17 protein-coding genes are annotated in these 19,394 nt (G+C 62.9%); 7 read left to right on the top strand and 10 right to left on the bottom strand.

Going from position 1 to position 19,394, the window contains the following annotated elements:
* Positions 1-162 precede the first annotated feature (162 nt).
* Both JOE60_RS14670 and JOE60_RS14665 read right to left on the bottom strand, forming a co-directional pair.
* Complete coding sequence (locus JOE60_RS14670; RefSeq protein WP_167264089.1) at positions 163-1,101, bottom strand: metallophosphoesterase; 939 nt, start codon at positions 1,099-1,101, stop codon at positions 163-165.
* Between the two features lie 4 nt (positions 1,102-1,105).
* Positions 1,106-3,361 (bottom strand): transglycosylase domain-containing protein, encoded by a 2,256-nt coding sequence (locus tag JOE60_RS14665; RefSeq protein ID WP_239528870.1) that lies wholly within the window; start codon positions 3,359-3,361, stop codon positions 1,106-1,108.
* Positions 3,362-3,398: 37 nt separating this feature from the next.
* Between JOE60_RS14665 and JOE60_RS14660 the strand changes: the two genes are divergently transcribed.
* From JOE60_RS14660 to JOE60_RS14650, 3 genes are read left to right on the top strand one after another with little or no spacing between them, the layout of a single operon-like run.
* Complete coding sequence (locus JOE60_RS14660; RefSeq protein ID WP_011775990.1) at positions 3,399-3,554, top strand: Sp36 family protein; 156 nt, start codon at positions 3,399-3,401, stop codon at positions 3,552-3,554.
* Positions 3,555-3,556: 2 nt separating this feature from the next.
* Entirely contained in the window at positions 3,557-4,093 is a 537-nt protein-coding gene (locus JOE60_RS14655; RefSeq protein WP_167264085.1) for a RidA family protein, read from the top strand.
* A gap of 17 nt (positions 4,094-4,110) precedes the next feature.
* Entirely contained in the window at positions 4,111-5,022 is a 912-nt protein-coding gene (locus tag JOE60_RS14650; protein WP_167264083.1) for an NUDIX hydrolase, read from the top strand.
* A gap of 145 nt (positions 5,023-5,167) precedes the next feature.
* Here the strand turns inward: JOE60_RS14650 and JOE60_RS14645 are convergent, their stop codons facing one another.
* Positions 5,168-5,845 carry a Crp/Fnr family transcriptional regulator gene (locus tag JOE60_RS14645; protein ID WP_011775987.1) on the bottom strand — a complete coding sequence of 226 codons (678 nt, stop codon included), beginning with the start codon at positions 5,843-5,845 and terminating at the stop codon, positions 5,168-5,170.
* Between the two features lie 231 nt (positions 5,846-6,076).
* Here JOE60_RS14645 and JOE60_RS14640 point away from each other — a divergent pair, with 231 nt between their 5' ends.
* Together JOE60_RS14640 and aroQ are read left to right on the top strand one after the other, a co-directional pair.
* A complete protein-coding gene (locus JOE60_RS14640) occupies positions 6,077-7,261 on the top strand; it encodes a MarP family serine protease (protein WP_167264082.1) in 1,185 nt (394 codons plus the stop codon).
* A 128-nt stretch (positions 7,262-7,389) separates the two neighbouring features.
* Positions 7,390-7,854, top strand: coding sequence for a type II 3-dehydroquinate dehydratase (gene aroQ / locus JOE60_RS14635; protein ID WP_167264079.1), 465 nt, complete (start codon positions 7,390-7,392; stop codon positions 7,852-7,854).
* A gap of 309 nt (positions 7,855-8,163) precedes the next feature.
* Here the strand turns inward: aroQ and JOE60_RS14630 are convergent, their stop codons facing one another.
* The 4 genes from JOE60_RS14630 to JOE60_RS14615 form a co-directional block, all read right to left on the bottom strand.
* Positions 8,164-10,356, bottom strand: a complete 2,193-nt coding sequence (locus tag JOE60_RS14630; RefSeq protein WP_167264077.1) for an alpha-galactosidase — start codon at positions 10,354-10,356, stop codon at positions 8,164-8,166.
* A 156-nt stretch (positions 10,357-10,512) separates the two neighbouring features.
* Positions 10,513-11,868, bottom strand: a complete 1,356-nt coding sequence (locus JOE60_RS14625; protein ID WP_167264076.1) for an ABC transporter substrate-binding protein — start codon at positions 11,866-11,868, stop codon at positions 10,513-10,515.
* A gap of 70 nt (positions 11,869-11,938) precedes the next feature.
* Complete coding sequence (locus JOE60_RS14620) at positions 11,939-12,865, bottom strand: carbohydrate ABC transporter permease (RefSeq protein ID WP_167264074.1); 927 nt, start codon at positions 12,863-12,865, stop codon at positions 11,939-11,941.
* A gap of 9 nt (positions 12,866-12,874) precedes the next feature.
* The gene (locus JOE60_RS14615; RefSeq protein WP_204814935.1) at positions 12,875-13,834 is read right to left on the bottom strand and encodes a carbohydrate ABC transporter permease; all 960 of its coding nucleotides are present in this window, start codon (positions 13,832-13,834) and stop codon (positions 12,875-12,877) included.
* Positions 13,835-14,041: 207 nt separating this feature from the next.
* On the opposite strand from JOE60_RS14615, the gene JOE60_RS14610 reads away from it, so the two are divergent.
* Positions 14,042-15,241 carry a Gfo/Idh/MocA family protein gene (locus tag JOE60_RS14610; RefSeq protein ID WP_167264072.1) on the top strand — a complete coding sequence of 400 codons (1,200 nt, stop codon included), beginning with the start codon at positions 14,042-14,044 and terminating at the stop codon, positions 15,239-15,241.
* Positions 15,242-15,255: 14 nt separating this feature from the next.
* The gene (locus tag JOE60_RS14605) at positions 15,256-16,275 is read left to right on the top strand and encodes a LacI family DNA-binding transcriptional regulator (RefSeq protein ID WP_167264070.1); all 1,020 of its coding nucleotides are present in this window, start codon (positions 15,256-15,258) and stop codon (positions 16,273-16,275) included.
* A gap of 28 nt (positions 16,276-16,303) precedes the next feature.
* Here the strand turns inward: JOE60_RS14605 and JOE60_RS14600 are convergent, their stop codons facing one another.
* The 3 genes from JOE60_RS14600 to JOE60_RS14590 all read right to left on the bottom strand — a co-directional run bounded on the left by JOE60_RS14600 (position 16,304) and on the right by JOE60_RS14590 (position 19,322).
* Positions 16,304-17,674 (bottom strand): FtsX-like permease family protein, encoded by a 1,371-nt coding sequence (locus tag JOE60_RS14600; protein ID WP_239528869.1) that lies wholly within the window; start codon positions 17,672-17,674, stop codon positions 16,304-16,306.
* Entirely contained in the window at positions 17,667-18,449 is a 783-nt protein-coding gene (locus JOE60_RS14595; RefSeq protein WP_167264068.1) for an ABC transporter ATP-binding protein, read from the bottom strand. The genes JOE60_RS14600 and JOE60_RS14595 overlap by 8 nt, the downstream gene beginning before the upstream one ends.
* Positions 18,450-18,533: 84 nt before the next feature.
* Positions 18,534-19,322 carry a DeoR/GlpR family DNA-binding transcription regulator gene (locus JOE60_RS14590; RefSeq protein ID WP_167264066.1) on the bottom strand — a complete coding sequence of 263 codons (789 nt, stop codon included), beginning with the start codon at positions 19,320-19,322 and terminating at the stop codon, positions 18,534-18,536.
* Between the last annotated feature and the right edge of the window lie 72 nt (positions 19,323-19,394).

Here is a 19,394-nt window from a genome sequence, read left to right as displayed (position 1 = left end):
CGGATCCTTCCAGATTTGCGCTGAGCCACGTAGGCGACGGCGGGTTGGGGGAGATGGTGCTCTCCATCCAGACCATTCTCATATGGTTCGTTGTAGGTTTTGCCGAGTTTATCCTCGCCATATTCGCGCCGAAACATCTCCGCCGCCAAGGAAAGCCGAAGCTCACATGAGGGTGAGCAGCACTGCTTCCGGGCGGCAGGCAATGCGGGCCGGCGCGAAGCGTGAGGTGCCAATGCCGCCCGAGACGTTCACCGGCGTCGTAAAGCTGTCGCTTTCCCAGTCATGAAGGCCCTTGGCGCGCCACGTGGGGAGATCGCAGTTGGAGACCAATGCCCCGAAGCCGGGGAGGCAGATCTGGCCACCGTGCGTATGGCCGGCGATGATCAGGTCAGCCTGGGCTTGCGTGAAATGATCCAGAACCCGCTGGTACGGAGCATGGACCACAGCAACTTTGACGTGCGGCCGCGCATCCTGGTTCCTGGTACCACGGGGCCACCCGGCATAGCGTTCACGATTCAGATGGGGATCGTCCACGCCTGAGAAGTCGAATCGCAGACCATTGAGCACCACCGACTGGGCACGGTTTGTCAGGTCGATCCAGCCGCTCATGCCGAATGCGGACCGGAGCTTGGGCCAGTCCAGCTTGGTGGGCTCTGTCCTGTGTTTGGACGGTCCACGGAAATACCCGGCCGGGTTCTTGATCCTCGGAGCGTAATAGTCGTTTGACCCCGGTACGAACACTCCGGGGAATTCCAGCAACGGCCTCAACGCATCGATCAGCGGATCAATGGCCTGAGCGTGGCTCAGGTTGTCGCCCGTGTTCACAACAAGGTCCGGCTTAAGGCCGGCGAGGGATTTCAGCCATTCGGCCTTTTTCTCTTGGCCGGGCACGAAGTGGATGTCACTCAAGTGCAGGACTCTGAGCGGACCGAAGCCCTCCGGGAGGATGGGAAGGGTCTCGTGGCGAACCTCGAATTGGTCCTTCTCCCACCAACCGTAGGCGGCGGCCGCCGCGCCCGCCGTCGCACCGATTGCTGTGGTGACGGCGAAACCGCGCCCGACGGAGCGGACGCGGTTCGCCAAGGTGTTTCCCAACGACACGCGGTTAGTCCTTGCCCGGGCCGTTGTTGTTGCCTTGATTCTGCGTTGGGGGCGCCGGCGTGGAGTTCCGTTGCGGCGCTGCACCACCCAATAGGTTGGACGGCGGTTGCTGGAACGGGTTTGTTCCGTAGGCAGGGGCAACCGACAGCATGTAGTTGGTGAACTGCGGACCCGCAATCATGTAACCGTCGATTGACTGGTAGAACTTGCCATTGACGGTGATGTTCCGGCCCGGGCGCAGCTGGTTGTCCAGCGGATCGCCGAACCAGGAAGCCGTTGCAAGGCCGGTGGTGTAGCCGACAACCCACGTGGAGCCGTTGGAGTCGTTGGTGCCGGTCTTGGCCGCAACCGGGAAGTTGTTCCTGGTGGAGAGGGCTGGCCGGATCAGCGAACCGGAGCCTGCATTGAGAACTTCCTGCATGGCGTACGCAACACCGCGGGCGACCTCCGGCTTAATGGCGTCCTTGCAGTTCGAGGACTGCGCCGGCAACTGGGCTCCGGTCTGGTCCTTCACCGAGGTGATGGCGATCGGTTCACAGTACTTGCCGTCGGCAGCGAACGTTGCAAATGCGGCCGCCATGGTGAGCGGTGCTGTCTGGGTGGCGCCGATCAGGTTGGAGAGCGTGGTCATGGGGACCTTGGGGTTGGGATCCGTGATCTTGCCGGTTTCATCGCGGGCGGGAAGTCCGCCGTGGATGCCCGTCGCGTCAACGATCCCCTGGATGCCACAGAGATCCACCTGGGAGGCTGATGCGAAGGTGGCCGTGTTGATGGAGTTCATGAGGCCGTAGAGGACCGTCATGTTCCGGTAATAGCCGTCGTCGGAGTTCTGCAGATCGAAACTTCCGGGAACGCTCTTGTCATAGAAGCCATTAACAGGCGTCGGGCAGGTGTTCCGCCATGGGAAATTCTGCGGGTAAGTCCTGCGGGACGCATTGATGTTCGTATTCATCGACTTGCCCTCGTTCAGCCACTCGGCGAACGTGAAGGGCTTCATGGTGGATCCTGGTTGGAAGCCACCGATGCCGTTGAGGTCATTGCCGTTCGCGTCCAGAACGTCAACATTGAAGTTCTGGGTCTGGTCAAACTTGCCCTCTTGCGGGAGCCATACGGTGTTCTGCGCCATGCTGACGATCTGCCCTGTGCCCGGCTGGACGGAGGTGATGGATGCGCCCCACTTGTCAGGGTTGGCGCCTGCAGTGCCGTCCACCTGTTGCTGGGCTACGGCCTGGGCCGTGGGATCCAGGGTGGTCTGGATGGTCAGGCCACCACGCTGCACGCGCTTGATGCGATCTTCCTGGGTGTCCCCGTAAGCCGGGTTGTTGAAGAGCAGGTGAAGCACGTAGTCGCAGAAGTACGGGGCCATGGTTGCGTAGGCGCAGCCCTGGCGGGCCGGAGTGACCTTGGTGGTCACCGGGGTGGCCACGGCTTCGTCGTACTCAGCCTTGGTGATCTTGTTCTGGTTCACCATGGCGGCCAGGACAAGGTCGCGGCGCACCTTGGCGTTGTCCGGGTTGGTGATCGGATCAAACGCCGAGGGGCTATTGACCAAACCTGCCAGCAGGGCTGCCTGCGGGAGCGTGAGATCCTTCGCTGACGTGCTGAAGAAGAACTTGGACGCAGCTTCAATGCCGTAAGCGTCGCGGTTGAAGAACACGATGTTGAGGTAGCCCTCGAGGATCTGTTCCTTGGAGAACTTCTTCTCAAGCGCGATGGCAAGCTTCATTTCGCGAAGCTTGTCTCCAACGCCCTTGTTCACACCGTTGAGCTTCACGTCAGCGTCGTTGCCGGACGCCACCAGTGACTCATTGATGACGTTGTTCACATACTGCTGCGTGATGGTGGACGCGCCCTGCTTGTTGCCCCGGGCGGTGCTGACGATGGCCCGGAGGATACCCGTGGTATCAATACCGCCGTGTTCATAGAAACGGCTGTCCTCGATCGCGATGACAGCGTCCTTGATATAGGGACTCATTTGGTCCAGCGGCACCTTGGTCCGGTTCTCCGCGTAGATCGAAGCGATCTGAGTACCGTCCTTGGCCAGAATCGTGGTGTTCTGGCTGGGCGGATCCACCTGGAGTTCAGCCGGCAGAGTGTCAAAAAACTGGATTGAACCGCTTGCGGCACTGCCTGAGACGGCCGCGGCGGGGACAAGAAGTCCCGCTACCAGGACGCCACAGATTGCACTCACGCCAAGGAAACCCAAAATCTTTCCGAGGGTGGTGGCAGTGTCGAACAGTGGGTTCTTGCGAGTCACCATGTTTTCCAGTTTACCGGCAAGGGCTAGGCTTTCTGTCATGACCAAATGGGAGTACGCCACGATTCCGCTCATTATTCACGCCACGAAGCAGATTCTGGACCAGTGGGGCGAGGACGGCTGGGAGCTTGTCCAGGTTGTCGGTGGCCCCGACGGCAAAGGCCTCGTTGCATACCTGAAGAGGGAGAAGCAGTAACCATGACCACCCCCGCAGAAACCACCTCTGCCGCGGAATCCGGCGCACCCACCTCTGCTGTGGAGCAGCGTCTGGCTGAACTCGGATTGACCCTTCCTGAGGTCGCCGCGCCCGTGGCCGACTACGTGCCGGCCGTCGTGTCCGGCAACTACGTTTACACGTCCGGTCAGCTGCCGTTTATTAACGGCAAACTCGAAGCAACCGGAAAAGTCTCCCTGGGCGAGCTCGGTACCTCGGACGAGCCCACGGTGGATCCTGACGACGCCAAGCGTTACGCCGCAGTGTGTGCCATCAACGCCCTTGCAGCAGTCAAAAGTGTGATTGGCGACTTGGACCGCGTCACCCGCATCGTCAAGGTGGTTGGCTTCGTTTCCTCGGATCCCACGTTCACCGGCCAGCCCGGTGTCATCAACGGCGCGTCCGAGCTCCTTGGCCAGGTCCTTGGTGAGGCGGGCAAGCACGCACGCTCCGCCGTCGGCGTCTCCGTCCTCCCGCTCGACTCTCCTGTAGAAGTCGAACTCATCGCTGAATTCAGCTAAGGAACCGGTTCAAAGAAGTGCCGCAACTTGCGCGTCGTTTGTTCGTGTTGCCCCCCGCACTTGAGGGGGCAGCACAGAACTGGCTTGATCTCGGTGAGCGGACCCCCCGGGCCGCACGCCTTGCCTCCTCTGTAGTCCTCTTGCGTGATTCGCCCACCGGTTTGGAGACCTGGCTCGGTTACCGTCCCGGGTCCTCCCCATTGGGCGTTGTGGCGTTCCCGGGCGGTTCCCTGGAGCCGTCCGACGACGAGCCCGTCGGTTGGTTGGGCCCCTCACCCCAGTACTGGGCTGACCAAATGGGAACTGACGACGTCGGACTCGCCCGCCGTCACGTGGTGGGCGCCATCCGCGAACTTTTCGAGGAAACGGGTGTTCTGCTGGCAGGTCCGGATGCCTCGTCAACTGTTGAGTCCAACTCCACCGTCGACTGGATGCGTGCCCGGGAAGCCGTGGCAGCCCAGGAGAAATCATTCACTGAGATGCTTTCCAAGCGCGGGCTTTCCCTTCGAACGGATTTGCTCAAACCCCTGGTGAACTGGCTCAGTCCGGACTTCGCACACACCCGCTTCAACACCAGGTACTTTGCCGCAACTGTTCCCGTGAACCAGCAGCCGTCCATTCTTGGCAGCAAGGGTGTGTGGGGCCGATGGGTGTGCGTGGCCGATGCGATCGCACGCCGCGAAACAACTGCGTTGGGTGACGAGGTCGGACAGCCGAATACGGTGGGCCTCAAGCTTGGCCAGCTCCTGGTGCCCGGCTCCGAGATCATGCTGGAGAAAATGGGTGCCGCCAACGGCTGTATCGCGTACCTGAGCTACAAGCGCAAAGCGCACGTGTACCAGGCCAAGCTGGTGCAGGAGAACGGCGAACTCATGCTCGAGGTCGAAGCTGCCCGGACAGTGGCCGGCGAACCCCAGCGCGAACGCTAGCCCCTCTCTCACTTCCCGTCGCCTTTCGACCGTCGCTCTCTCACATCACGTCGCCTTTCGAGGGTTTCTCTCTCACTTCACGTCCCCTTTCAGGCAAGAAAAAGCCGCCCCTGTCAGCAAACCGGGGCGGCTTTCTTGGTATCGCTTAGCGTGAACGCTGGCGGAGGCGCTGCATGTCGAGAATGACGACGGCGCGGGCTTCCAAACGCAGCCAACCTCGCTGAACGAACTCGGCCAGTGCCTTGTTGACAGTTTCGCGGGAAGCGCCCACCAACTGGGCAAGTTCTTCCTGGGTCAGCTCGTGGGCAACCAGAACTCCGTCCGTGGCGGGACGGCCGAAGCGGTCTGCCAGATCCAACAATGCCTTGGCAACGCGGCCGGGTACGTCCGAGAAGACGAGGTCGGACAGGGAATCGTTGGTGCGGCGCAGGCGGCGGGCCAGGGCCTGCAGCAGCTGAGCCGAAACTTCCGGACGCGTGCGAAGCAGCGCATTGAGGCTCTCGTTCTTGAGGCCGGCCAAGCGGGTTTCGGAAACGGCGGTGGCCGTTGCGGTCCGTGGGCTGGGATCAAACAGGGCCATTTCGCCGAAAAGCTCGCCCGGTCCGAGGATGGCCAACAGCGACTCGCGGCCGTCGGGGGAGGTGCGGCCAAGCTTCACCTTGCCGGAAACGATGAAGTAGAGCTGGTCACCCTGATCGCCTTCGCGGAACACTGAAGCCCCGCGTGAAAGGTCCACCTCAGTGAGTTCGTCCGTCAGCAGGCGGAATGCGTCGTCGTCAAGGGTGGCGAAGAGGGGTGCGCGGCGCAATACCTCGATGTCCATGAAATCTCCTGAATATAAGTTTCGGTCGTGGCGCTCCAGCCATTGTTTCAGAATTTTTTGGCTTCTGTGACGTACTTGGCACGTGAAACGCTGAAACGGCGCGGGTTTTGTACTTTTGACGCTGCAGAACTGGTCTTAATCCGTCGGCTGACTGCTCATGCCCGGGGTACTAACGGTTTGTTGTCAGAGTCCACAACTACAATTGGCGCTACCCGGCTATGAGGAGCATTGGTGTTTGGCTTGACGATATTGGATCTGGCATTGATCCTGATGCTGCTTTCCTACCTGATCTATGGCCTGCGCAACGGTTTCATGGTCACGCTGGGCGGGATCGCCGGGTTTGTGGTGGGCGCGGTCGCTGCCTTCATGGCTGTGCCGATTGTCAGCGGCTGGGTGACCGACAGCGGTTGGAGGCTGACCGCCACGGTGGCTGCCGCCGTCGTGCTTATTGCCGTGGGGCATGGGCTGGGAACCATGATTGGGCGCAAGATCCGCCAAGCGGTGCGGATCAAGCCGATTCACGCCGTGGACCGGCTGATCGGTGGCGTGGTGAGCGTGGTGGTGGCTGCGCTGGTGATGTCCATGCTGGCGTTCAGTGTGAGCTCGCTGGGTGTGCCGTTTGTTTCCCAGCAGTTGGCCGAATCGCGCGTCATCCGTTCCATTGACAACATCACGCCGACGCCCGTCAAGACCACCATGGCACAACTGCGGTCCACGGTGATCGGCGAGGGCATCCCGACGCTCATTGAGGGTATTGGGCCCGTAACGCCCGTGCCGGTCCCCAATGAGTCCACCGACACCCCCGCCTTGAACCAGGCCGCCGAGTCGGTGCTCAAGATTGCCGGAACCGCCTACGAATGTGGTCAGAACCAGACCGGTTCCGGATTCGTCGTTTCTCCCGGGCGGGTGGTCACCAATGCCCACGTTGTGGCGGGAGTCTCGCGGCCGGTGGTGGAAGTTCCCGACGGCGCCGCGTTGCCGGGTCGGGTGGTTTACTTCGACCCCCAGCGGGACATCGCCGTTTTGGCCGTGGACGGCCTGAAGTCCGCGGCTCTGCCACTGAGCGACAACTTGCCTGTGGGAAGTTCGGCCGCGTTCGCCGGCTATCCGCACGGTGGCCCGTTCCAGTCCAAGCCTGCAACCGTCCAAGGGATCTCACCCATTCTGGTTCCGGACATCTACGGCAACAACCCGTCGCCGGAACAGGTTTACAAGCTTGCGGGCGACGTGCAGCCGGGTAACTCGGGTGGGCCGTTGCTGACCATGCAGGGCCAGGTGGCGGGACTGGTTTTCGCTAAGACCACCACCGATGCTGCCTTGGGGTTCGCCCTCACCATGGAGGACTTGCAGCCCGTTGCCGCGCAGGCCCCTGGTTTGAGCAACCCGGTCTCCGCGGGCCAGTGCACCCGCAAGTAACCGTTCCTCTCTCACATCCCGACCCGAATGGGCGGTTCCTCTCTCACATTCCGACCCGAATGGGCGGTTCCTCTCTCACTTTGTGGGCGTAATTCCCGGTGGCTTCCGCGCGGCTATAGATTGGGGTCATGACTGAAGCCACTCCCGCCGCCGAAGCCGGTCGCGGCACCATCCTTGTGATTAACGGACCGAACCTCAACCTGCTGGGCACCCGTGAACCGGAGAAGTACGGCACCTCGACGTTGGCCGATGTGGAACAGCTCGCCATGGCGGCAGCTGCATCCCATGGCTTCACGGTTGATTGCGTACAGTCCAACCACGAAGGCGACCTCCTGGACGCTATCCACGCGGCCCGCGGGTCCGCCGTCGGGATCGTCATCAACGCCGGGGCCTACACTCACACTTCCGTGGCATTGCGTGACGCGTTGGCGGCAGTTGAGCTGCCCGCCGTCGAGGTCCACATCACCAATGTGCACCAGCGCGAGGAGTTCCGGCACCACTCTTACTTGTCAGGCGTCTGCAAGGCGATCATCGTGGGAGCCGGAGTTCTCGGCTACAAACTGGCGATCGATTACCTTGCGGACGTTGCCTGACCGACGGGAAGTGAGAGAGGGACCGTCCCTGACCGACGGGAAGTGAGAGAGGGACCGTCCTTTGGCGACGGGAAGTGAGAGAGGGACCGTCCCTGACCGACGGGAAGTGAGAGAGGGACCGTCCCTGACCGACGGGAAGTGAGAGAGGGACCGTCCCTGACCGACGGGAAGTGAGAGAGGGACCGTCCCTGACCGACGGGAAGTGAGAGAGGGACCGTCCCTGACCGACGGGAAGTGAGAGAGGGACCGTCCCTGACCGACGGGAAGTGAGAGAGGGACCGTCCTTTGCCGGCGGGATGTGAGAGAGCGTCAGAGGGCGGTGAGCCGCAGCAGGATGGCGTGCTCCGGGTTCAACGCCGGCATGGGCAGCCCCACCTCGGCCAGGAACCGGCCATTAGCCTGGGCGCCTGTAGCAATCCACGGAGCCGGTTTGGCTTCCATGAACGTGTGCCCATGGTCGGCGTCCTCTGGGGACGGGAAGATGGCCTCCACCTTGTAGGTCTGTGCCGGATTGAGCCCGGGGAGCGCAACCCGGCCGGGCTTCTCCGTGAATCCCGTCCGGGTCTTGACCACCGCGAACAGCGCCGCCGTGCCGCCTGCTGGAGTGCCGGCGTCGTGCGCCGCAGCAGCGTCAACAACTCCGTGAACCATCAGCGACTCATCCGCGACGTCGGCGCGAACCATCCGCCCACTGTGGATAAGATCCCGGTGCTCCTTGTAAAGGCCGATGAAACGCTTGAGCTCCTCACGTTGGGCCCCCGTAACCGAGCGGACGTCCCACTCCATGCCGAAATGGCCAAACAGGGCTGTGATGGCGCGGAACGAAAGGTCATGCGTGCGTCCGGTGGTGTGCGAGGTGTCCGGTCCAATGTGCGCACCCACCAACTCAGGCGGCACCACAAGGCCTGTCCAGCGCTGGATGGTCTGCCGTTCAAGGGCGTCGTTGCAGTCCGAGGCCCAAATCCTGTCGGTACGTTCAAGGATTCCCAGGTCCACGCGCGCGCCGCCGGAGGAGCAGCTCTCAATTTCCACGCCGGGGTGCGCCGCCCGCAGAGCGTCGAAAAGCCTGTAGGCAGCGAGGGTTTGCCCATGCACCGAAGCGCGGCCGGCATGGCCATGCTCCAGGAGATCGCGGTTCTGGTCCCACTTGAGGTAGCTGATGTTGTTCTCGCTCAGCAAGGCGTCGATCCGCTCAAAGACGTAGTCCCAGGCCTCCGGATTGACCAGGTCGATCACGTGCTGCTGCCGCCACTCCAGGGGGAGCCTGCCGCCGTCTTTATGGGAAGCCGCAGAGGGACCCACGATCCACTCCGGATGCGCCCGGGCAACGTCGGAGTCCAGGTTCACCATTTCCGGCTCCACCCAGAGCCCGAACTCCATGCCGCGGGATGTCACAGCGTCAATCAACGGAGTGAGGCCGCCCGGCCACAGCGTTTCGTCCACGTACCAGTCACCCAGCCCGGCGTGATCGTCGCGGCGCCCGCGGAACCAGCCGTCGTCGAGCACAAATCGCTCAACGCCCAGGTCCGCAGCGGAGTCAGCCAGCTCAACCAGCGTGTCCAGGTCGTGGTCGAAGTACACAGCTTCCCACGTGTTGAGGACTACTGGGCGGGGACCTGCGACATGGTGCGGACGGGCGCGGAACCAGCTGTAGAAAGCCTCGCTGATGCCATCCAGCCCACGGTCCGAGTACGCAGCGAACAATGCCGGCGAGGTGTAGCTCTCGCCGGGCTCCAGCACCACTTCGGCCGGCCCCAGGAGCTCGGACCCGCCCACCATGGTCCGGCCGTGGGAAACGCTGTCCACAAATTGCTCATGGTTGCCGCTCCAGGCCAAGTGGGTTGCCCAGACTTTGCCGTGCCTGTTCCCAAAGCCGGCGGTCCCGGCAGCGAGCAGCAGCGAGGAGTCGTGGCCGGTGCGGCCATGGCGACCCGTCCGGACCCACGTGCCTTGCTGGATCGCCTGGCGTTGCGGGTGGTTCTCCCTGCACCAGCGGCCGGTCAGGTCCAGGAGTTCGACGGCGTCTGGCGCCACCGGGAGCATGGTTGCCAACTCGTCCACCTGGTAGGGCGACGTGCCGTCGTTGGTGGCGGTATGGCGCATTTCCAGTAGTCCGCCCGGGTGCAGGGTGAGGTTGCTGGTCACCGTGATGCCGGCGTCGGGATCTGCCTGAACGATTGTTGCGGAGGACCCGACGGCGGTGCTTCCGTCCGTGGCCGCACTCACCACGCGAAGGCGAAGCGAGAAGTCGGGGCCGGGGACGCCACCTGTGATCCGGTGGCCCCGCAGGGCAGGGCGGCCCTGCCACGATGACGACGCCTGGGGGAGAAGGCCCACAGGGACGTTGGCGTCGACGGACGAGGGTGTGATCGGTTCGGTGAGAAGCGCCAAATCCGGGAGGGAATCGCCCAGATCTGCTCCCCAGTGGATGATCTCAGCCTCTCCGCAGAGGGTGCTGATGACCAGGCTGGTACCTGCGGAACGGAGGTGGAGCGGTTGCATGGGTGATGTCGCTTTCATGTCGATGCGCCCCGAGGCGGGGCAGGTACGTGTGTTGCGAGGCCCGCTCTGCGGGATTCGGGTGGCTTATAGCCCGCAGAGCGGGCCTCGCAACGGGATGATCTACTCGAGTTGAGTCTATGAGTGATGAGAGGCGTTCTACTTGAAGAGCGCGTTGACTTGTTCGTTGGCGGCTGTCAACGAACTGGCCGGTGCCTTGCCGGCGATCACGGCATCCATGGCCGGCTTCATGATTCCGGAAACCTTGGAGGCGTTGTCGGTGATCGGCAGCATGAAGGTGGTCTTGTCCTTCACATGCTGGGTGAAGGCGCTGACGTCCACGTTCTTGGCCTTGAAGGCTTCCGCGGCCTTCTCGGAAGAGGTGGTGATGGCCGGGAAAACGACGGCCTTGGACGCTACGACGTCCTGGCAAGCGGAGGAGCCAAGGTATTCAACCCACTTGATGGCGGCGTCCTTCTTCTTGGTTCCGGCCCACACGGAATCGGCCAGGCCGTTGAACATGGAGGCGCGCTTGCCGTCGGGACCCTGGGGTGTGGGGGCGATGCCGAGGTCGATGCCCTTGTACCCGGTGTACTGGCCGATCATCCAGGAGCCATTGCTGTTGATCGCGGCCTTGCCTGCTCCGAAGTTGTCGGCGGCGTTGGCACCAACGGTGGTTTCGAGCTTGGGCATGTAGCCCTTTTCGGCAAGCGAGGCCCACCAGCTGATGGTGTCCTGGAGCTTCTTGTCGTCGTAGTTGAAGTGGGTGCCCCACGGGTTCTTGTCCGTGGTGGTCCAGCCGGTGGTGGCGGACAGGTAGCTCCACTGCGTTTGGCCGGCGTTCTCAGCATCGGAGCCCGGCAGGCCCAATCCGTAGACGGCGACGTTGTTCTTGTCGAAGCCGGCCTCGTCGCCGCGTTTGCCGTTCTTATCAACCGTGAGGTGGGCAATCACCTTCTGGTACGTGCCGCCGTCCTGCGCGTTCCAGGTCAGGGAGCCCATCTGTTCCGGGGTTATGCCGGCATCGGCGGCCATCTTCTGGTTGTAGAACAGTGCCACCGTGTCCCAGTCCTTGGGCAGCCCGTAGCGTTTCCCGTCCTGGCCCACCCAGAGGTCGGCGAGGCCTTCGTTGTACTGGGAAAGGTTGACGTTGTCCTTGGTCATGGCATCATCCAAGGCCACAAGCTGCTTGGTCTTGAGGAAGTCCGGGTACTTGGACAGGTGGTCCGTGAAGACGTCCGGTGCAGTGCCGGAGGCCATGCCGTTGGTGAGCTTGGACCAGTAGTCGTCCCATCCGGTCTGGGTGATCTTGACGGTGATGTCCGGGTTGGCTTTGGTGAAGTCGGCGGCACACGTCTGGTAGGCCGGAAGCTGGTTGGCGTCCCAGAGCCAGTAATTGATCTCGCCCTTGGCAGAGTCTCCACCGGCGCTTGAACTGCCGCCCGAGCAAGCGGAAAGTGCCAGGACAGCGGCTGCAGCGACGGCGACAGCGCCGATTGCCTTCTTTTTCATCATGGTTGGTCCTTTCGGGACAGGGGGGTGCGTGCCGGCACATGCCGGTTTCTGCGAGTGGAAGGAGAAAGAATTATTTGGTGCCGTTGAAACCGATGGAGTTAACGATCCGTTTTCCGAAGATGGCGAAGAGGATCAGGACGGGCGTGGCTGATACCAGCGTGGCGGCCATGAGCCCGGACCAGTCCGGGGCACCTTGCGGGGACTGGGATTTGAAGACTCCCAGCCCTACGGTGAGGACCCTGGATTCCTCTGAGGTGCCTACCAACAGGGGCCAGAAGTACTCGTTCCATTGCCCCATGAACGTGAGCAGCGCCAGGGTTGCGATCGGGGCGGCGGCGTTGGGCATGATGATCTGGAAGAAGATCCTCCAGTGTTTGGCGCCGTCCAGCATCGCAGCTTCTTCAACTTCCCTGGACATGTTCAGGAAGAACTGGCGCATGAAGAAGATCGCGAATGGGGTCATGAACAGGTAGGGCAGGACGAGCCCCAGCATGGAGTTCAGCAGGCCCAGGTTCTTGATGAGCAGGAAGTTGGGGAGGGCGGTGAAGATGGGCGGGACCAGCATGGTGGCCAGGAACAGGGAGAAGACCACGTCGCGCCCTTTCCACCGCAGCCGGGAGAAAGCGTAGGCGGCCATTGAGCTGAAGAACACTGCGCAGGCCGTGGTGATGCCGGAGAAGAGCAGCGAGTTCCAAAGGTATTGCCAAAAATTGATCGACGCGCCGGAGCCGCCTTCTGCGATGGCTTCGGAGGCGCTCTGGAGGCCGAAGACCCGCTTGAACGCGCCGAGGTTGAAGTCTGCCGGCAGGAGGTTCGCGGAGTTCGCAGCGAGGGAACCGTTGGACGAGAGGGCTGTGCGAAGCACCCAGTAGAAGGGCAGGATGCTCACGGCGACGGCCAGGACCAGGAGGGTCAGGGCGATGGCGCGACGCCAGTTGAAGGGACGGCTGGCGGGGCGACGGTGCCCGGCGTTCTTGGGGGAGGTAAGAGTGGTCATGGCGTGTCCTTAGTCCAGGTCCGACTGGTTGCCGCGGAGGAACTTCATCTGGATAAAAGCGACGATGGCGAGGATGAGGAAGAGGATGACGGCCAGGGCGGATCCGTAGCCGAAGTCTTGTTCGTTGAAGGCGCGTTGGTAGATGTAGAACTGCAGCACCCGGGTCGCGTTGACGGGACCGCCGGCCGTGGTGACGGCAACGGTGTCAAAAACCTGGAAGGAACCGATCACGGTGACCACCAGCACCAGTACCAGGACCGGTCGCAGCAGTGGGAGGGTGATCCGCCAGAAGGTGCTCATGGCCTTGGATCCATCGATGCTGGCGGCCTCGTAGACGTTGTTGGGGATGGCTTGGAGTCCGGCGAAGATCAAGAGTGCCGTGTATCCCATGTGCCGCCACGTGTTGATGAGTGCCTGGGTTGGGATTGCCCATTGCTCGCTGCCAAAGAATGCGACGCGGGGCAGGCCGCTCCATTCGATGATCTGGTTGATGATGCCGATCTGGTAGTCAAGCATCCAGAACCACAGCAGGGCCGCAATGACGTTGGCCATCAAGTAGGGCATCAGGAGCGCGCCGCGAATGAGGGTGGACTTCGCCACTCGGTGCATCAGGATTGCCAGGCCCAGGGCCAACGCCGTTTGCAGGACAATGTTGATGAGCACGTACTCCGCAGTGACGCCCAAGGCATTCCAGAACAGTGGATCCTTGGCTATGCGTTCGTAGTTCCGTGCGCCAATCCATTCCGGGTCGCCCAGGATGCTGTATTCGGTGAAGCTGAGGTAGATGCCCCGGATGGTGGGGACGAGGTAAAAGAGGATCAATCCGACCATCGCCGGAGCGATGAAGAAGAGCGCCACCTTCAGGTCTCCGATACCCCGGAACCCGTTGGATGGTTTTCCCCGCTTACGTGATGTGCGCGGCGTCAAGGCTGACGGCCCCGGGTCCGGTTGCTTGGTGAGCGTGGTCATCGTTGACCCTTCCTGGCTGTGATGTGGATTACAACTGGATTGGAATCTACACGAGTAGATTTAGGTAAAGCAAGCCCTACCTCAAGATTTTGATCATTAATGTTCAAAAATGTTATTTCTGTTGACTCGTGTAGATCACGCTGCGAGACTCGTCCGTACACAGCACAGCGCGGCGGCCGCCCACGGCGCCCCCAGGAAAGGCAAACAATGACGTTTTCGATCGGTGTCCTTGGCGCAGGCCAGTTTGGCAGTCAGTTCGCCCACCTCTTCAAGCTCCATCCGGGGGTCAGCGCGGTGTACGCGGTGGATGAGCTGCCCGGGAGGGCGGTCGCGGCGCAGGACCGTTGGGGTTTGGATGGCGTGATGGGCACCTTTGAGGAACTGTTGGAGTCCGACGTCGATGCTGTCGCCATCTTCACGCAGCGGTGGACCCACGGCCCTCTTGTGGAGCGCGCCCTGCGGGCGGGCAAGCACGTCTATTCCGCCGTTCCCATGGCCGTCTCCGAAGAAGAAATAGCGCGGATTATCGAGGCAGTCCGCGAGACCAAGCTTGTGTACGCGATGGGAGAGACCAGCTACTACAACCCCGCCACCGTGTTCGCCCGCCAACAGCACCAGGCCGGAAAGTTCGGCCGGATCTTCTACACCGAGGGCGACTATGTGCACGACATGGACCTGGGCTTCTACGAGGCCTACCAGTACAGCGGAGGCGAGCGGTGGAAAGAGACCGCCAGCTACCCGCCCATGCTCTACCCGACCCATGCCATTGGTGGGGTCCTGGGTGCAGTACCCGGTCATGCTGTGAGCGTGAGCTGCATTGGCGTCAAGGACCAGCGCGGTGACGGGGTTTTCGACAAGGACGTGAGCATGTTTGCCAACGACTTCTCCAACGCCTCGGCCCTCTTTGAAATGAACGACGGCGGAGCGATGCGCACCAACGAGATGCGCCGGGTGGGGTACCCCTCCCACATCAGGGAATCCCGTTTCCGCTTCTTCGGGACCGAGGCAAGTTTTGAGCAACTCGCCACCACCACCGTGTGGCAGGACAAGACGTCCGTGGAGGACGTCTCCGAGCAGGTGGAAACCAAGCCGACCATGTCCCTGGACGATCCATCGCTGGCGGAGGTGGCACCCGAACTGCGCGATGCCTTCATTTCCGGCCTGGCACCCGTCCACGATCAGTCGAGGCTTCCGCAGGAATTCCTGGGTGCACCCAACGGGCACGAAGGAAGCCACCAATTCCTGGTGGACGACTTTGTCACAGCCGTGAACAACCGCACGCTGCCACCGGTCAACGCGTGGGTGGCGGCCAGGTTTACCCTTCCCGGAATCGTTGCCCACGAGTCCGCGCTCCGCGGTGGGGAGCGGCTCCCCATCCGCGACTTCGGTGACGCCCCTGTGGAGTAGCTAGCATTTACCCCATGACTACAACAGCTGTACAAACCCCGCGCGGCCCGGTTACACGCAAAGACGTGGCCCGGTACGCCGGGGTGAGTACCGCCGTCGTAAGTTATGTGGTGAACGGTGGGCCCAAGAATGTTGCCCCGGCCACGGAAGCCAAGGTGCGCGATGCCATCCGGGTTCTGGGCTACCGCCCCAACGCTGCGGCCCGGGCGCTGAAGCTGGGTTCCAGCGAGACAATCGGCGTTGTTGTTCCGGACAACACCAATCCCTTCTTCACCCAGCTGGCCCACGAGGTGGAAATCGCAGCATCCGAACTGGGCTTTGGCATGGTGCTCACCAACTCGGACGGGAGCCTGACGCGCGAACGGAAGAACATCCGCACCCTGGCCGCACGCCAAGTGGACGGGGTGTTCCTTGCCAGTTGCGTCTTCGACCCCGATGTCACCGAGCTTGAAGCCTCCGAGATCCCGTCAGTGCTGTTGAACAACGCGGGATCCCAACCAGGCTTCAACAGCGTGGGAGTCGATCTCGAAGCCGGAGCCCGGGCCGCGGTGGAACATCTGATCGGACACGGGCACACCAACATCGGCCTGGCGATCGGCACCAACACGGGCAACCAGCTGGACGGGCGCGAAGTTGGCTGGCTCGGAACGCTGCGTGACGCCGGCCTCCCGGAAGGCCCCATGATGCACGGTCCCTTCTCCCGGCCTGGTGGGTACGAGGTGGGACAACGCTTCTTGTCAATGGCCAACAGGCCCACAGCGATCTTTGCCAGCAATGACATGCAGGCGATCGGCATTCTCCGGGCCCTTCATGAAGCGGGAGTCCGCGTGCCCGAGGACGTGGCGCTGGTGTCCTTTGACGGATCCCTGGACTCCGAATACAGCTGGCCTGCCCTGACCACGGTGTCGCAGCCGGTCAGGGCCATGGCCGAAGCCGCGGTGCGGGCACTGGTGGGCAAGGGGCGCGGCGAAGAGCTGCAGCATCACCTCCTGCCCACCCAGCTGATCATTCGCCAGTCCTGCGGCTGCAAATAAACCGCCACCCCGGCGCAGGGGCCGCAGCTCAGGAGTCCATGCTGGCGTACCGCTCCGGGCGGGACAGCACCTGGCCGATCTGGGCGGTGCCCGCAGCCACGGCAAGCCGCACCAGCAGGAACCCCGCCGCGAACACCCCGCCGATGGTCAGGAGCACCACGGGTTGGGTCAACAAAGCGACGCCGGTCAGCGGCAGCACCAGGACGGCAGCTGCCGCCGCTGAAATGCCCGCCACCAGAAACAGTGGGGACATCACGGCTTTGACCCTCGCAGCCACCATGAGCTCGCGCGGCATCCCCACCCGATCCAACGCCACCAGGGTGGACGCCCGGTCCAGCACCGCGGCAGCCTGATTCACGCCGGCGGAGCACGCCACCATCAGGAATGATCCCAGCAACGTAATCATCACACCGGTGTTGATGTCCCGCACCAGCAGCGTGGTCTCGGCATCTGCGCTGGTACCCATGGCACCGGCCACGGCCATGCCCACACCCACGAACACCCCCACAAAGCTGGTCATCGCGACGCCGCCAACTTGGCGCCACGATTCCTTGGGGCTCTCCAGCACCGTGCGGGCCGCCAGCAGCTGTTCAGGCCGTTTGGCGTGTTTGAGCTGGGAGGATGCGCGCAGCCGCAGGATCCACGGACCCATGAGGTTCAGTGCCAACAGGGCCAGCCCGAAGCACCCGCCCATCACCGCGATGATCACAATGAACGCTCCAAAACTGCTGAGCATCCCCATGGCCATCACTCCCACAACCACCACAACAGCTGCGATGAGTCCGCGAACCCAGTGCGCGCCGTCGGCCGTCTGCCTGGTCCGAACGCCCAGCGGTGTCAGGACAACTTTCCGGAGACCCAACGCGGCGCTGGCGGCGGCCAGGACGCACACGGCCAGGACGCAGCCCATGATGGAGGGAACCGACAACCACGCATGGCTTCCTATCGCCTGGCCGCGGAACTGGATCAACCCCAAAAACGGAGCGGTGCAGGCGTAGAGACCCGCACCTGCCACGGCTCCCACCGCGGCCAAAACGGTGGATTCGATGACGGTCATCCACACCACCGTTGCGCTGTTGGCTCCGAGCAAACGCAGGGAGGCCAAACGGTCATCACGACGGCGGGCGGCCAGTCGGGCGGCAGAGGCACCCAACGTCAGCAGCGGGATCACCAACAAAACCATGGCGACGACGGCCAGGGCTTGGTAGGTGCCCGCAATACTGTCCGACCATGACCAGAAGACCTGCGATCCGCCTGCCACGGTGAGCAGCAGGGCCGTGACCGTTCCGAACGCAAGGATGGGAAGCCCGGCGTCGCGCAGGCCGGATTCGCGGAAGCTGTTGCCGTTGCTACGTGCCAAATACGGGGTAAGGCGCAGGGCCATGGTGAGGCTAGACATTGAAGGCACCCTTGAAGTTGGTGTTGGGCGCCGCAGGAGCCTGCTGGGGGAGGGCAGGGGCATGTGGTGGCATGGCGGGCGCCTGGGAAGGGCCTCCGTTGTCCGCCACGATCCGCCCGTCCCGCAACTCGACCACGCGCTCGCAGCGGGCGGCGACGTTGGGGTCGTGGGTGACCACCAACAGTGTCCGTCCGTTGGCCGCAACCGATCGGAGGAGGACGTCCAGCACTTCCTGCGAGGTTGTTGAATCAAGGGCTCCGGTGGGCTCGTCGGCGAAGACTACCCGCGCGCCGGTCACTTGGGCGCGGGCTATGGCCACGCGTTGCACTTGTCCGCCTGACAACTCGCCCAGGCGGCGTTGTTCCATGCCGGCCAGGCCCAGGGCGCCCAGCCATTCAGCAGCACGGGACTCAGCGGACTGCCGGTCCGTGCCATTGAGCATCAATGCCAAGGCCACATTCTCCAACGCAGTGAGCTCCGGCAGCAGCATGCCCTGCTGGAAGACAAAGCCGAATTCCTCCCGACGCAATCGGGACAACGCTGCGTCTCCCAAATTGTCCAGTCGCAGGGCGGACGACGGCGTGTTCAAGGTGATCGCACCGGCGTCGGGCCTCAATATTCCGGCGAGGCAGTGCAGGAGGGTGGTCTTTCCCGAGCCCGACGGCCCAATGATGGCAATGGACTGGCCGGCGTGCGCCGTGAAGTCGACATTGTCCAAGGCAGTGTTGCCGGGATAGTGCTTGGAGAGCTGCTGCGCGTGAAGGATGGCGTTCATATAACTACCATCGCCTTCAGGGCGCCGTTGCCGCGTCAGTCCACCGGCTGAACTCCGCGGACCTGCCTCCACCCGCGGTATGAGTTACGGGGCCGCGATCCGCAGCTTGGCCACGTTCTCGGCCAGTACCCGCCGGGCGTCCTCGCCCAGGAGCGAGTCCGTGATGAGCTCGTCAGCTTCTTCCAGTGGAGCTATGGAGGCGATGCCCATGACACCCCACTTGCTGTGGTCCGCAAGGATCACGGTGCTCCTGGAGGACGCCATGAAAGCACGGTCGGTCTCGGCTTCCAGCAGGTTGGGGGTGGTAAACCCGGCCCGGGCGTCCATCCCATGCACGCCAAGGAACAGGGCATCCAAGTGGAGTTGCTTCAGTGACGCCGTGGCAATGGGGCCCACCAACGCATCAGAGGGAGTGCGCTCGCCGCCAATGAGAATCACGGTGGAGCCGAATCGACCGGGACCGGATGATGCACCGTGGTGGAAGAGATCGGCGATGCGCACGGAATTGGTGACCACCGTGATGCGCGGCCCGTTCACCAGTTCCTTGGCCAGCGCCCAGGTGGTGGTTCCGGCGCCCAACCCGATGGCCATGTCCTCTTGGACCATGGAGGCCGCTTCCACCGCGATTGCCTGCTTTTCAGCCATCAACTGGGTGGATTTGAGTTCGAATCCAGGCTCGTGGGTGCCCGCGTCGCCCGGCAGTTTGGCTCCACCGTGGATGCGCTCCACGCGGCCGGTTTCCTCGAGCGCCTCGATGTCACGGCGCACCGTCATGGGGGAGACCCCCAACAGGAGGGCAAGGTCCGTGACCCGGACAACGCGTTCGCGCTGAACGGCCTCGAGGATGGCGGAGTGGCGTGCTGCCTGAAGCATCAGGGCCTTTCTGGGAACCTCGTCAAGCGTCGTGCTGAGTCTGGCTCCAGTGTAGGGTGCGGCGCCGCTACG

The organism is Paenarthrobacter ilicis, assembly GCF_016907545.1.
Taxonomy (GTDB): domain Bacteria; phylum Actinomycetota; class Actinomycetes; order Actinomycetales; family Micrococcaceae; genus Arthrobacter; species Arthrobacter ilicis.
This window is presented reverse-complemented; position numbering and strand designations above follow the sequence as displayed.

Coding starts and splice junctions, on each gene's coding strand:
- JOE60_RS14665 (WP_239528870.1), bottom strand. CDS start 3,361: ATGGTGACTCGCAAGAACCCACTGTTCGACACTGCCACCACCCTCGGA.
- JOE60_RS14660 (WP_011775990.1), top strand. CDS start 3,399: ATGACCAAATGGGAGTACGCCACGATTCCGCTCATTATTCACGCCACG.
- JOE60_RS14655 (WP_167264085.1), top strand. CDS start 3,557: ATGACCACCCCCGCAGAAACCACCTCTGCCGCGGAATCCGGCGCACCC.
- JOE60_RS14645 (WP_011775987.1), bottom strand. CDS start 5,845: ATGGACATCGAGGTATTGCGCCGCGCACCCCTCTTCGCCACCCTTGAC.
- aroQ (WP_167264079.1), top strand. CDS start 7,390: ATGACTGAAGCCACTCCCGCCGCCGAAGCCGGTCGCGGCACCATCCTT.
- JOE60_RS14630 (WP_167264077.1), bottom strand. CDS start 10,356: ATGCAACCGCTCCACCTCCGTTCCGCAGGTACCAGCCTGGTCATCAGC.
- JOE60_RS14625 (WP_167264076.1), bottom strand. CDS start 11,868: ATGATGAAAAAGAAGGCAATCGGCGCTGTCGCCGTCGCTGCAGCCGCT.
- JOE60_RS14620 (WP_167264074.1), bottom strand. CDS start 12,865: ATGACCACTCTTACCTCCCCCAAGAACGCCGGGCACCGTCGCCCCGCC.
- JOE60_RS14615 (WP_204814935.1), bottom strand. CDS start 13,834: ATGACCACGCTCACCAAGCAACCGGACCCGGGGCCGTCAGCCTTGACG.
- JOE60_RS14610 (WP_167264072.1), top strand. CDS start 14,042: ATGACGTTTTCGATCGGTGTCCTTGGCGCAGGCCAGTTTGGCAGTCAG.
- JOE60_RS14605 (WP_167264070.1), top strand. CDS start 15,256: ATGACTACAACAGCTGTACAAACCCCGCGCGGCCCGGTTACACGCAAA.
- JOE60_RS14600 (WP_239528869.1), bottom strand. CDS start 17,674: ATGTCTAGCCTCACCATGGCCCTGCGCCTTACCCCGTATTTGGCACGT.
- JOE60_RS14595 (WP_167264068.1), bottom strand. CDS start 18,449: ATGAACGCCATCCTTCACGCGCAGCAGCTCTCCAAGCACTATCCCGGC.
- JOE60_RS14590 (WP_167264066.1), bottom strand. CDS start 19,322: ATGCTTCAGGCAGCACGCCACTCCGCCATCCTCGAGGCCGTTCAGCGC.